At 38.3% G+C, this 12940-nt stretch carries 12 protein-coding genes and 2 pseudogenes; 5 read left to right on the top strand and 9 right to left on the bottom strand.

Features of this window, described 5'->3' with window-relative positions; translation table 11 throughout:
* Positions 1–186: 186 nt before the first annotated feature.
* Positions 187–416, bottom strand: a pseudogene (locus tag NSQ44_RS09115) (aminotransferase class III-fold pyridoxal phosphate-dependent enzyme); the annotation flags it as partial.
* A 53-nt stretch (positions 417–469) separates the two neighbouring features.
* On the bottom strand, positions 470–1240 hold the full coding sequence (bioW, locus tag NSQ44_RS09110) for a 6-carboxyhexanoate--CoA ligase (protein WP_340856697.1): 771 nt from the start codon (positions 1238–1240) through the stop codon (positions 470–472).
* A gap of 635 nt (positions 1241–1875) precedes the next feature.
* Here bioW and NSQ44_RS09105 point away from each other — a divergent pair.
* Positions 1876–2040: a hypothetical protein gene (locus NSQ44_RS09105; protein WP_158640189.1), complete on the top strand. Its 165-nt coding sequence runs from the start codon at positions 1876–1878 to the stop codon at positions 2038–2040.
* A gap of 26 nt (positions 2041–2066) precedes the next feature.
* Here the strand turns inward: NSQ44_RS09105 and NSQ44_RS09100 are convergent, their stop codons facing one another.
* The 3 genes and pseudogenes from NSQ44_RS09100 to NSQ44_RS19030 form a co-directional block, all read right to left on the bottom strand.
* Entirely contained in the window at positions 2067–2528 is a 462-nt protein-coding gene (locus tag NSQ44_RS09100) for a DUF523 domain-containing protein (RefSeq protein ID WP_340856694.1), read from the bottom strand.
* Between the two features lie 299 nt (positions 2529–2827).
* On the bottom strand, positions 2828–3829 hold the full coding sequence (locus NSQ44_RS09095) for a formamidase (RefSeq protein WP_327848778.1): 1002 nt from the start codon (positions 3827–3829) through the stop codon (positions 2828–2830).
* A gap of 496 nt (positions 3830–4325) precedes the next feature.
* Positions 4326–4436, bottom strand: a pseudogene (locus NSQ44_RS19030) (helix-turn-helix domain-containing protein); the annotation flags it as partial.
* A gap of 176 nt (positions 4437–4612) precedes the next feature.
* Between NSQ44_RS19030 and NSQ44_RS09090 the strand changes: the two are divergent.
* Positions 4613–6280 (top strand): IS1634 family transposase, encoded by a 1668-nt coding sequence (locus NSQ44_RS09090; RefSeq protein WP_094244483.1) that lies wholly within the window; start codon positions 4613–4615, stop codon positions 6278–6280.
* 71 nt (positions 6281–6351) lie between these two features.
* On the opposite strand, the gene NSQ44_RS09085 is transcribed toward NSQ44_RS09090, so the two are convergent.
* Positions 6352–6678 carry a hypothetical protein gene (locus tag NSQ44_RS09085; RefSeq protein WP_340856692.1) on the bottom strand — a complete coding sequence of 109 codons (327 nt, stop codon included), beginning with the start codon at positions 6676–6678 and terminating at the stop codon, positions 6352–6354.
* Between the two features lie 623 nt (positions 6679–7301).
* On the opposite strand from NSQ44_RS09085, the gene NSQ44_RS09080 reads away from it, so the two are divergent.
* The 3 genes from NSQ44_RS09080 (at position 7302) to NSQ44_RS09070 (ending at position 8845) form a co-directional block, all read left to right on the top strand.
* Positions 7302–7658 (top strand): coiled-coil domain-containing protein, encoded by a 357-nt coding sequence (locus NSQ44_RS09080; RefSeq protein ID WP_340856690.1) that lies wholly within the window; start codon positions 7302–7304, stop codon positions 7656–7658.
* A 378-nt stretch (positions 7659–8036) separates the two neighbouring features.
* Positions 8037–8288 (top strand): hypothetical protein, encoded by a 252-nt coding sequence (locus NSQ44_RS09075; RefSeq protein ID WP_340856687.1) that lies wholly within the window; start codon positions 8037–8039, stop codon positions 8286–8288.
* The gene (locus NSQ44_RS09070) at positions 8276–8845 is read left to right on the top strand and encodes a hypothetical protein (RefSeq protein ID WP_340856683.1); all 570 of its coding nucleotides are present in this window, start codon (positions 8276–8278) and stop codon (positions 8843–8845) included. The genes NSQ44_RS09075 and NSQ44_RS09070 overlap by 13 nt, the downstream gene beginning before the upstream one ends.
* Before the next feature lie 312 nt (positions 8846–9157).
* Here NSQ44_RS09070 and NSQ44_RS09065 read toward each other — a convergent pair whose 3' ends face one another.
* The 3 genes from NSQ44_RS09065 to NSQ44_RS09055 all read right to left on the bottom strand — a co-directional run bounded on the left by NSQ44_RS09065 (position 9158) and on the right by NSQ44_RS09055 (position 12935).
* The gene (locus NSQ44_RS09065) at positions 9158–10555 is read right to left on the bottom strand and encodes an acetaldehyde dehydrogenase (acetylating) (RefSeq protein WP_340856681.1); all 1398 of its coding nucleotides are present in this window, start codon (positions 10553–10555) and stop codon (positions 9158–9160) included.
* 480 nt (positions 10556–11035) lie between these two features.
* The gene (locus NSQ44_RS09060) at positions 11036–11338 is read right to left on the bottom strand and encodes an ArsR/SmtB family transcription factor (RefSeq protein WP_094245798.1); all 303 of its coding nucleotides are present in this window, start codon (positions 11336–11338) and stop codon (positions 11036–11038) included.
* 802 nt (positions 11339–12140) lie between these two features.
* A complete protein-coding gene (locus tag NSQ44_RS09055) occupies positions 12141–12935 on the bottom strand; it encodes a sulfite exporter TauE/SafE family protein (RefSeq protein ID WP_340856679.1) in 795 nt (264 codons plus the stop codon).
* Between the last annotated feature and the right edge of the window lie 5 nt (positions 12936–12940).

Genomic DNA, 12940 nt, shown 5'->3' with positions numbered 1-12940 from the left:
GAAACGGCTGATCAGTCTCATCGCTTGCAGGGCAAGACCGTTAGCCTTGAGCCGCTGCTCCCAACCCCAAACACTGTCCCGCCGAAAGTGACCGCTGCAACGGGGCTACATCCGAAAAAGCTGCCAAAAAAGAATGCTACATGGTTATAAATGACGGTATCTGCTTGTGAGAGACGGCATTTCAAGACTTATTTGAATGAGCTTTTCCGCAAGCTCTGTTGCTGGAACATTTGTCATGCCTAACAATGTGGAGTGGCCATTTTTTCGAGCTTTTTTTTAATTGCTTCGTCCAGTTCTTTTTTACGATGACCATGTACGTTAGTCAAACGGAAGAAAAGCCGTCATATATTCTTTTCCTTCAATATCTTTAACTTTCATTCCTTGGCCGCTATCAATTATTAAAGGATGATCATCATCTGTGTAAAAGGTAGTCATAGATATTTTTTACTTTTTTCGATTAATTGTTGTTTCATTTCTCTACCTCCCAATGAATAAAGACTGGCTGTTTTTCTAAATAGTGAATATAGGCATTCAGATCTTTCCTGCAATCAACAAAAAAGATCCGGCAGCCGCGTTCATCTCCATATTCTTTTAGGTTTGTAATCCGTTGATACCCCAGCTTTTTACTTGCAACATAGCCAGTAGTATATTCAGGATCGTCTGACCAACATAGTTCAGCGATGGTAGCCGGATGCGCACACACCTTTGTGGCAATCACAAGTGCTTCCCTGATTCTTGTACTCTTGGGCACATGAAAGTAGTCTGCCCAATGTTCAAAATTCGTCTTCATCCAATCGATTCTTGAAACACGAACTCCCTTTTCCTGCCTATCATCAATACGTTTTCCTGAATGAACATCAATTAATATAGCGCCTCTCATTCCTGAATATTTCGTCCATTCTGTAAATGCTTTTTCAATAACCTGTCTTTCGATACCGACTTTCTCCAAAAGCAGCCTGGACAACTTTCGCCCTTTCTCTACTGTATCTGCCTCATTTGTGTCAATATGTAATGGTTGAATTCGTTTAATCGGTTCGTGAATAGATTCAAATTGAATTTGCATAAAATCAGGAGTACCTCTTGAGTGATGAAGTCCCTTTTCTAATAAAGCATTTACTGAATTTTTTAAATCACTATAGGTTGAAAGCAGTTCTCCACCAGATATATGTTTTCCGCCATGTTCATGAGGTCCATTCTTGGCAGCTCTCATTCTGACACTATAATACCTTTCCTCTTTCATTCGTTGGCCTCCAGCCTCCGTCATTTATTTTATGTCAATGAATTTCCGTCAAAATTCATTAAACTAATTAAAGAGCTATTTCTAATTTTTCAACCTCCAATCTTTTTTATGTTAACTTTTAAAATAAAAAGGTTAACAATTAAATGATAAAATTGTAAACTATTAATGTCAATTGGTTAACTAAAATACGCACTCAAAATGGCAGCCAGTCTCGGGTGAAAGGAGCTTTTATTGAAGATAAGCGGTTAAGCTGAGTAAGAATGTTTTGCAAAATGTTTTTATCTTAAAAAATGCCGTCTAAAAGGATATGATTATTCCTCGCTTTTCCCATTCATTATCAGTTTAATACCGATTTGAAAAAAATAATGTAGTCTTCGTTGAAATGGCTGGAGCATGTTATAATGAGAAAGGATAAAAATGAAGAAATTTGGGCCCATCTTATAGCTAAGATGATTTTACAAGTGTTGAAGGAATTAGCGGAGCAACTAAAAAATCATACGGAAAACGAGGCAGCCCTTTGAACAAATCGATTAACGTTTTAAATCAAACAAGCTGATCAACAGTTTGAACTAACAAAGCAGCAATTGACCGAAATTAATGAGCGGTTGGACCAAGTCGAAAAAAAGATTACCCAGATGGACAAACAACTCAATGATATAGCATCCGGTCTTTCTCTAAAAAATGACAAACCAACTGTTGCACAAACAACGGGTATTGTTGGCATTCAATTGAACAATTCAAGGATTCGTTCGTTATTCTATCAATCTAAATTATATGAACAGGAAAAAGCGGACTTTTAAAAAATCGATTCCAATTCAACTCGTAGTTAAAAAGAATCTAGTTCAGCAAATTGTTCTTCTGAAATGACCTGAAACCCGTTTCTCTTTAGTAAAGCAGCTGTTACCCCACTTCCAACCATTTTCTTTCCAGTAAATTCGCCGTTGTAAATCATTGAACTACCGCAGGACGGACTATTCTCTTTGAGAACTACTAATGTTGCTTTTATTTCTTTTGCTTTTTTTAAAGCCGCATAAGCGCCCTTTATGTAAAGCTCTCTCACATCGTTGCCTGACCGATCCACTACTTTCGCCTTTCCATCCAGTACATCCTCCCCGTTTCCACCGATGATCTCTGCAGGTTCTCTAGGAGTTGAAAATCCGCCTAATATTTCAGGACAAACCATTTCGGCTTTCTTCTCCTGAACTAATTTCCATATTTTATTATGTAAACAATGCGTCCCATTATACCTCACTTCTAACCCCGCTAAACAGGAGCTTACTAATATCATCAAATCACCTCTTTTGCAACTAATTTTCTTATGTTATACCTATTAAAATTATAAATTGCTATATCGGAACAAATTTATATTCCTTAATTTTCGGTTTAAAAAGGAAAAAAGTTCGTTAAACAGTTTATTTTTCTTGAAAACAATTTAAAATTGGAAATATTAAAACAGGGAATAAATCATTTGTTACTTATTATCCATAAAATAACCGTCCCTTCTGTACCGTTGTTTGGTGAATTATTGTTTCAAAAGAAAGGGGTGCCCGATATTCAACTTTTGGGGCACCCTCTTTACTTTCACAGCTATTTAGCTTGAATGACTTCATTTTTCTTATATCCATAAATTGAGCCATCTTTAATTTTTATGTCGTCTTCCCATGGCAACTTATATTTGCCTTCAGCCAAGTCTTTGATAAATGTATAAGGATTTTCTTTAACACCGCCTGGAACAGCTACATAACCTCTCGTTCCCAAATTAAATATATTGTTTTCAAGCCCCCAATTCAAACGTGCTTGATCTGCCAGTTTCGGATATATTTCAGCCGTAACGATTTCCCAAGGATTTCTGTGTCCTTGAACCAATGTCGTTCCATCAAAATTACAAATTTGGCCTTCTCCGAAATAATAAAATACCCCATCGTAACCGGCTAGATTTACCGATAATGTATACATTAAATTATGCCATGCATTTGAACGATTTGTTAAAATCCATTGTTCATTTACTTGTGTACTGTATCCCGAAATTCTAATTAAAACATTAGCTCCTTTATAAGCAGCTTCTCGAGCAATTTCAGGGAACATGCCATCATGACAAATGCATACTGCCAATTTGCTTCCGCCTGGTCCATCACAAACTGGCATACCTAAATCCCCTGGCTGCCATGGTTCAATAGGAACCCAAGGATTTAATTTACGATACTTAAGAATAATCTCGCCTTGCGGATCGATGATAATGGCTGTATTGTATGGCAGTCCTCCGTCTGGATTTTTTTCCATAATTGAAAATACCCCATATACTTGAGCTTCTTTACATGCTTGCGCAAACGCATCTGTTTCTGGACCAGGTATTGTACATAAAAATTCATCAGTAGTCCATTTTTTTGTGTTTAAACCTTGTGTACTATATTCAGGGAATACGATTAACTCTAATCCGGGATATCCCGCTTTTGTGGAATGAACTGTTCGAACAATTTGTTCAATTTGTTTTTCAATATCTTTTCTGGATTCCACTACTGGAACCGGATATTGAATTAAAGCTGCCAAAAACCCTTCTGGTGGCTTCGTCATACTTCCAATACTTCCCATTATCAAACTCCTCCTGTTCTTTTAATTCAATTTATTTTTTTAAATAGGAAATGACTCATAAAGATTCATTCCTATATTTACTAACTCTAATTAGAAATTTTTCCATGCAGATAAATCACTATTGCCGTCAAATTAATGCTGTTTATATTTATTAGTCTACTTTTTAAAGCTGGGAAATGACTAAAAGTACGATCTAATTCTAATTTGTTATAAATAATTACCTACAATGTAATTAAATATAACATAATTATAACATATTTTTTGAGTTTTTTAAACGTTTGAAATCATGAATTTTTGCTAGAAAACAAATTTTATGTTAATTTTTATTACATAAAAATGCGCACACCTTTCTGTCTTGAATGATTGATCATTCTTTTTGGGGATTTTTTCTATGAAAATAGAGCGTATTTACTTTTGTAATAGTGAAAAAAAGGAAAATCAAAAGAGATCCGATTTAATTACCGGCTTTTTTTCTAAAAAGGATGCGAAACAACTACTATTGCTCCTTTGAACGTTTTTTTCGGATATTCCATTTATTCATTTTTCGATATAACGTGCTTCTCGTAATGCCAAGAATTTGTGCTGCTTCCGTCATATTTTTTGTTTCTTGTAGAACCCGAGTTCGACAGTTTTGAGGTCATTTTAGGCAAATGGAAATGACCAAAATGCTGTTATATCATGGGTTTCGTAATGCGGATCCTAGGAAAAAACGCTGAATTTCATAGGCACACGATTTATTAATTTTTCCTTTTAAAAATAAATTTTATACGTTATAATATAGGCATGTACATACGACGAGTCACACGCAAAAACAAGGATGGAACAACCGTTGCTTATCTCCAGCTTGCTCACAATGAATGGGATCCAAAGGCCAAATATGCGAAAGCGAAGGTGATTTATTCATTCGGGCGCGAAGATGAAGTGGATCGCGCCGTCTTGGAACGTCTGGCCAAAAGCATTTCGCGATTCCTTTCTCCTGAGCAGGCTTGGGAAGTCGAAACGTTGACAGGAGAAGCTTCCGATGACTTTCAATTCCAGTCATGCAAACACCTCGGCGGCGTCTGGCTCTTGGATCAGCTCTGGAGACAACTGGGGTTGGGAGAGATTCTCCACTCCTTGTTTACCTCCCGACATCACCAGATTTCGCTGGAACGGCTGATTTTTGCCATGGTGGCGAATCGCGCCCTTCATCCGTCAAGCAAGTTGGCGATGGAGGAGTGGGTGGAGAAAGACGTGTATATCCCTCACCTTCCTCAAGCCGCCAGCCACCAGTTGTACCGGGCGATGGATGAACTGCTGGCCGTGCAGCCGGAATTGGAACGTCAAGTGTTCCATGCTGTGGCCGATTTATTGAATTTGGAAGTCGACTTGATTTACTTCGATACGACTTCGTCGTACTTCGAAGTGGATCCCTCTGAAACACCGGAAGGAGAATCGCTTCGAAAACAAGGATTCTCGAAAGACAAACGCCCAGACTTGGTTCAAATCGTCATTGGGCTGGCTGTCACCCGGGAAGGAATCCCGATTCGCGCTTGGGTATGGCCTGGCAATACGATGGACATGACGGTCATCAAACAGGTGAAACAAGACTTGATTGGCTGGAAGCTTGGACGTGTGATCAGCGTCATGGACCGCGGCTTTTCCTCTGAAGAGAATTTGCGAATCTTGCAACAGGCCGGCGGACACTACATTGTCGGCGAAAAAATGCGATCCGGCAAAGCCGCCGTCGAAGAGGCCTTAAGTCGTCGCGGACGTTATCATGAAGTGGACGAGAATTTGCACATCAAAGAAATCATCGTCGGCGACGGAGAAGCGCGTCAGCGCTATGTTCTCGTGTACAATCCCAGCGAAGCCGAACGCCAACGCAAGGAGCGAGAAAAGCTGCTTGAATCGCTGAAAGAGGAGTTAGAAGGGCTTCGCCAACTCCCAAACGAAGCCCATCATAAGGCGACCTGCCGGTTGCGTTCCCATTCGTCCTACGGAAAATACTTGCGCCAGTTGAAGGACGGAACCCTTCGCATCGACAAGCAAGCGGTTCGTGACGCGGAAAAGTACGACGGCAAATATCTCATCCGGACATCCGATGACACCTTGTCTGCCGAAGATGTCGCCATCGGGTATAAGCAGCTGGTGGATATTGAGCAGGCCTTCCGAACATTGAAGTCTACATTGGAATTGCGGCCTATGTATCATCGCTTGGAAGACCGCATTCGGGCGCATGTGCTGCTCAGTTGGCTTGCTCTCTTGTTAGTTCGGATCGTGGAGATTCGAACCTATGAATCGTGGCCGAACGTAAGGGACGAATGCGAACGTCTCATGCTTGGACATTTTTCTTCAAAAAACGGTGACCTTTATCAACGAACCGAACTGACGGCCAAACAGGCTCAATTCTTTGCGGCTCTAGGGCTGGAGCCTCCTCCGAAGATTCTAGGCATTCATCCTCGCACCTAGATACACGCCCAACGTATGCCCAAATGCCTCTCGTCCCTTTGGTATCAAGGGATGAGAGGCATTTTGTTTGCCTAGTGACTGTCGAACTCGGGTAGAACTTGCTCGATCATTTGTTTTTCCACATATTTGAGATTGCCAACGAAATGTTGTTTTATTGTACTGAAATTTTGGAAGTCTTCAGGCAAGTGTAAAGGGAGAATTTTCGGCTCATGAATGGCTAAAAGAAATGCTCTTTGCATGATGTTTTTCAATTCACGTATGTTGCCTGGCCAATGATAGGAGTGAAGCATTTGCAATGCGGAATCACATAACTCTAGTGGCCCTTTTCCATAATACTGATGAAACTGGTGCAAAAATTGTATAGATAAGTAAGGAATATCTTCTAATGGTAAACACATTCAATCTCATTAACCAATGGGAGTTCGTAAGATAAAAAACTGCTTTCGTAGTAACTATTTTAACAATTCTAGCTTTTATCGCTATCTATATTAACAAAACCTACTTCTGTCAAAATAGACAGCATTTCAATAAAATCTTAATTCGGATCACCTATTGATTTTTTCTATACTTTAGCATTTGATTATTTTCTTTTGTATTAAAATAAGACTTGTAAAACAGCATGAAGACGAATATTTAATTGGCTTGAACAGTTTGAACAATAAAGATCAACCAACACAAAGGGTTTATTTCGATGATGATGAAAAATTTAGATTCCTGATTTTGAAAAGCAATTTTATGCCTTTCTACATAAAAATACCTTAATTCTCAATTATCTTATTCTTTAATATTTCGAACATACTATGAATGATAAAGCGAAAGCATAATCTTCTACATATTCCACCGACTTGTTTGAGTATGAATCCCTTTATCGTCACATAGTCTTTCAGATGTAAATGTTTTATTAATGCTCGGGCATTTTTGATACTGCATTTAATCAATTCAAGGCACCCAATTCGTACTTGTCAGAACCATTTCATTCGAATAAAATTGAGGAAAGGAGATTTTTAAAAGGAGTCAAAAAATGGAACAAAAACTCGACTTAATTTTAGAAAAAGTGATGTCTATTGACAATGATCTTAAAAATGTGCATGATCGACTAGATTATATCGGGACGCGATTGGACCAGGTAGATGATCGATTAAATCGGGTCGAAAATCGGTTGGATCGAGTAGAAGAGCGTTTAGATCAAGTAGAAACACGCTTAAATCATGTTGAAGAGCGATTGAATCGGATTGAACAGGAACAAAAATCAATTAAACAAGCTGTAATGGAAACAAACGAAGAAATGAAAAACCTCCAAGAAAGCTTCAAATCTGTTTACGAAATTATTGGCGAACATGATGTTTCCATCCGTACGTTACGAAAAAAAATTATGTAACCTACAACTACCTCAAAAAGTGATAACCTCACTTCTTTTTTTAACCCTGTGCTATTCCCTGGAAATACCATACACAAAGTAAAAATTTTTTTCCATTTTATTCAAAGTGCCTGTATTTAAACTTTTATTCTGACCTTTGAAAATAAATAAAAAAACATGCCCAATCATACAGTTCTCTATTTGGCATATTGTGCTAATGAATAACTTAGGATTGCTAAGGCTGGTGAGCACGAGCATATTCAAAGCCGCCTCATCTTGATGTCTTCTCCATTTTTTCACTAAAAGGATGTAAAAAATATCGAATACTATAAACTACTAATCTAAACTGATAGTTGATGAGGTAGAAAGACTTCCCTATGTTTGACTGGAGTTGATTTGATGATTGCTACTATGTATAAACGGAGAATGAAAGCAGCATTTGCTTTATCTTCTATAGTTATGCTCATTGGTATTTCTGTTTTTTTCATCGATCGACCAAATTCTTTACAAAATTGGTTAAATCTTTCTTCAATAGGTATTGTAGGTCTTTTTTTGTTTTTTACCGGAGTTTCAAACCAGATTAAATATAACAAGGTGAAAGATATTCAAATTCATGAGTCAAAGCTTCCCTCCTTGAGTTGGATCATTTAGTTTTAAAAAAAGATCTTGGTTTTTTTCCTCGTCTCCTACTGTTTGAAAAAAGCGGCCATTTTGTTGGAACGATTAAGCCAATCCGTATTGCTTTTATTTTTTACCCAATGAGCCTGCTGCTTCGTGATTCACTGATCATGGCGCTTCCGATTACTTATGGTGTTTTTTCGAATAAAGGAAATGTGCTGTTTACCTTTAAGAGAAAAGGAATGAAAAAGTCGATTGTAACAGTAAAGAATGTACATGGCCGAAAACTGGGAGAATATGTACAAGAGGATTGGAAAAGTCTAGTCAACATAAAAGGTGAGCTGAGAGATGCTGATGATAAGCTGATTCTCCCTGTTAAGGTTAAGGCCTTTTCTGGTGATTTTACATTAACAGATTCCGAAGGTCGGCAGTGGGCCCGTTTCTACAATGGATATTTCCCTCATGAATTTACGAATATTTTTCGTGATGTGTACAATGATATCGTTGAGCTCTCTGACAACTTGTCGAAACATCATAAAATGCTTTTAATTGCAATGATTGGCTTTTTATTTTTGCAGCGCAACCAATAGTCTAGTGTTGTTTTGGGAGTTTTCCCGCTACCACTTTACGATTTCCAAATTAACAAAAAACTTTTTAAAATAGATCCAGTGAACTGCACGAGCTTACTAGTTGATGTGTGTAATAATAAATCCATGCAGGAAAAGATGCTCCTGCATGGATTTTTGTACTGAATATCGTCCTTACAACGAAATTTTTTTAGGGGGGTAAACGCATTATCACTTCCGGCGTGTCGAATTTATTTTTTTAGCTGTATCAAAGCACATGGCAGATGTTTGATACAGTCTTTTAATCTATCAAAAGAGTTTTTATGGACAGTCAAGTTATTTCGTTAATGCAGGTTCATTTTGTGCACTTTCCTCTTTTTTTGGCATTTGGCGGACTCCAAATGCAACACGTTTAATGTTAAACAAGTGATTGACTGTAACATTGTCAGATGTAACGTTGTTGCCAATAGCACCGCAGCCAAGAGTCAAGGACGGTTTTACGTTCACTGTAGCCCCAATAGCGCCAAATGTTGTACCGGCATTTACAATGATACGTCCTGCTGGTTTATCGATTGTGTAAGCTTCGATTACTTTTTCATCCTCAGCGTGAATTCCGACTGTGTGACCAAGTCCGCCTGCATCAAGAAGTTTTTGGGCAAGCTCGCTTGCTGCTTGCATATCTTTCACTGTATAAAATGCTAGAGTTGGAGATAGTTTTTCAATTGAGAATGGATATTCTTTCCCAACTCCTGTTTCTTCTGCAACGATCACTTTCGCCTCGGACGGAACTTCAATACCTGCCATTTCACCAATCACTTGAGGTGACTTTCCTACCATTTTTGCATTCAGTCCACCGTTTACGAGAATGATGGATTCTACTTTTCGTTTTTCTTCTTCATTCAAGAAATAAGCGCCTTGTTTTGTCATCTCTGCAACAACTTTCTCTTTAATCGACTCATCCACTAAAAGAGCTTGTTCAGAAGCACAAATTGTTCCGTAGTCAAAAGTTTTGCTTTCAATGATAAGTTCAACTGCTTTTTCGATATTGGCACTCTCATGAATGTATACAGGTACGTTCCCAGGACCTACACCGTATGCTGGTTTTCCGGAACTGTAAGCAGCTCTCACCAAACCAGGACCGCCTGTGGCAAGGATGACATCAGTTAATTTATGTTTCATCAGCTCGTTTGTTGCTGCCAATGTTGGTTGGGTAATGCAAGAAATCAAACCTTTTGGTGCTCCGGCGCACTCTGCCGCTTCTTGCATGATTCTTGCTGCTTCCGCTGTACATTTAGCAGCAGCTGGGTGAGGGCTGAAAATAATCGCATTTCCTGCTTTAACTGCAATCAATGATTTAAAAATGACTGTTGATGTAGGATTTGTAGATGGGACAATTCCTGCAACGATCCCTACAGGTTGAGCAACTTCCCATACGCGGTTTTCTTCATCACGACGAATAATCCCGACAGTTTTCACATCCTTGATAGAATTGTAAACATCATTCGCTGCGAACAGATTTTTTACAGTTTTATCAGGAACATTTCCAAAGCCAGTCTCTTCTACTGCCATAGCAGCCAATCGCTCAGCTTCTTCCCTAGCTGCTTTAACCATGCTTTCAACAATATGATCAATCTCGCTCTGAGTCATCTTTGCCATTATTTTTTGAGCTGTTTTCGCTTCCTCAAGGTAATTTCTTACTTCTTGTATAGATTGTAAATCAATATCTCGCAACATCTTTGCTTCGCTCCCTTTCATAGTTTTCATTTAACTAGCAGATTCATATTGTCATGATCTCAAATGACACTATTTCAATTTTGTTCGCTTGAACAAGCATCATTTTTTGTGTTTCTGCCCTCACCTCCTCAAATGCTAGTAGTTTGACATCACTGATCCTTGTCATGAAATTCTCATACCACTTTATCGAACGACGATCTAATCTAATGTCGTCACCAATATGCAAAACTCCTTCTTCCAATACTTTCGCTTTTTGACAAAGAAGAAGCATTTCAACCGCTCAAAAATTGATAACGATTACAAAAAAGCGGTTTCATAAAACGTGAAAATTAGTTGAAGTTTATTTTTTATTTATTTAAATATCTAGAATCATCGATATAAATAATTATAAATCGATAATTCTCGATATCTGAATCTATAAATATAATAAAACAAAATAAAAAGGGATTCAAGCCAAAAGCAACAATTAAAAAATTAGGCCTATAAATCCCTTGATAATAATTCATTCAATTTTTTGATGTTCTCTTCATCCCTTTTATAATAAGTCCATTGCCCAACACGTTTTGCCTTTATTAATCCGGCATTTTGCAGCATCGATAAATAATGGGATACAGTAGATTGTGACAGTCCAACTTTTTTATGGATATCGCTCACACATACACCATCTTCGTGTATATCACCGTGCTGCGGTTTGGGAAAGTGAGCTTCTGGATTTTTGAGCCATTGTACGATTTGCAGCCTCGTTTCATTTGACAAGGCTTTAAACACTTCTATAAGTTCCATTGCTACCTCCAATTGACAATACTTATATTTCAAAACAACAGCGGAATAAAATTTGCATTAACAGACAATAAAAAGACGAACAACGACAATCCTAAAACGGAGGTTGATCACTCTTGCATGGATAGATTAGCATATCACCAACAAATCTACAATACCTTGACGACTAGCTCTAATTGTTGACAGCGTGGCAGTGATCATTAGCCCCTAAAACGTAATTAATAATTTTATTATTAATTCAATAATACACGAAGCCCAACCATAAAAGCAAAATCCAAGTCTTTTAGCAATAAACTGCTTTATTTTCTGCAAAGCCCTGATAATAAAATTACATACAATTGTAATCAACTTGATTCTTGAACAGTCAATCAGCCTCCTCAGCGCTTCATGTTCAAACACAACCTTATAAACATGTTTTCAGAGCAGCCAATTAAAGATGAACTGTTGAATCTTTGATCCGGATGATCGTAAAAGCAAATTCATTGTTCCTTCTATAAGCGAAAGACATCTATATTGAATGCGGGCAAAATCCTTTTCAGACACACTTGCAGAGCGAAATTGTTTTTAGATTGTGGTGAAAGCGCGCTGAACACCATTGCATGATCGGGCGAATCATTGCATATAGTTCATGTTTGTTTTCATCATACACTTGATCACTATAGCAAAAATTTTAAATTACATCCTTATCATCCAAGTAAGAGCTCCTAATATTCTCTTGTTTTTCCTAACTTTCAAACCAATAAATGATATGCCATAATTATTATACATCTTGCTCCGTTTTTTCGAATCACACATGAAAGTTTTTTCACTGACGGCTTAAAAAAATATCGACCCAAATTTTCACCGCCGTTGCCAAAATTAAAACGGCTAAAATGACTTGGAGTACTTTTGTATTCATTTTTTGTCCTGCTTTTGCCCCTAGCGGCGAGGCAATCAAACTGGCAACCACCATAATGAAGGCAGGGATGTAATCGACCTGACCGGTGGTGATTTTGCCAAACGTCGAGCCAATGGAAGAAATAAAGGTGACAGCCAATGAAGTGGCAATCGTCATTCTAGTAGGAATTTTCAGAATCACGAGCATCACAGGAACGAGAAGAAACGCCCCTGCCGCTCCAACAATCCCGGAGCCAATTCCGATCAGAAATGCCAGTGCGGCAGCCAGCCATTTGTTAAAGGCTACCTTGTCTAACGGAATATCATCAATCCCTTTTTTCGGTACAAACATCATGACGGCTGCCAAAGCTGCCAAAATGCCGTAAACGACGTTAATCGTTCCTTCACTCATCAGTTTGGAGCTGTAGCCGCCGATGAAACTGCCGATTAAAATACTAATCCCCATATAAAGAATTAACGTTTTATTTAAGTAACCGCCTTTTCGATATGCCCATACACCACCAATCGTGGCGAAAAAAACTTGCACGGCGCTAATGCCTGATACTTCATGGGCACTAAACGCAGCAAGGCCAAATAGCGGAGGGAGATAAAGCAACATCGGATATTTAATAATCGAACCACCGATTCCAACCATTCCCGAGATGAAAGAACCAACAAAACCTATAAGAAAAATAACAATAATATAATTGAGTGTAACATCCATTTGAT

Source organism: Aeribacillus sp. FSL M8-0254 (assembly GCF_038008845.1).
GTDB lineage: Bacteria > Bacillota > Bacilli > Bacillales > Aeribacillaceae > Aeribacillus > Aeribacillus composti.
Note: the sequence above shows the minus strand (reverse complement) of the source record. Positions and strands in the feature narration are given on the sequence as shown.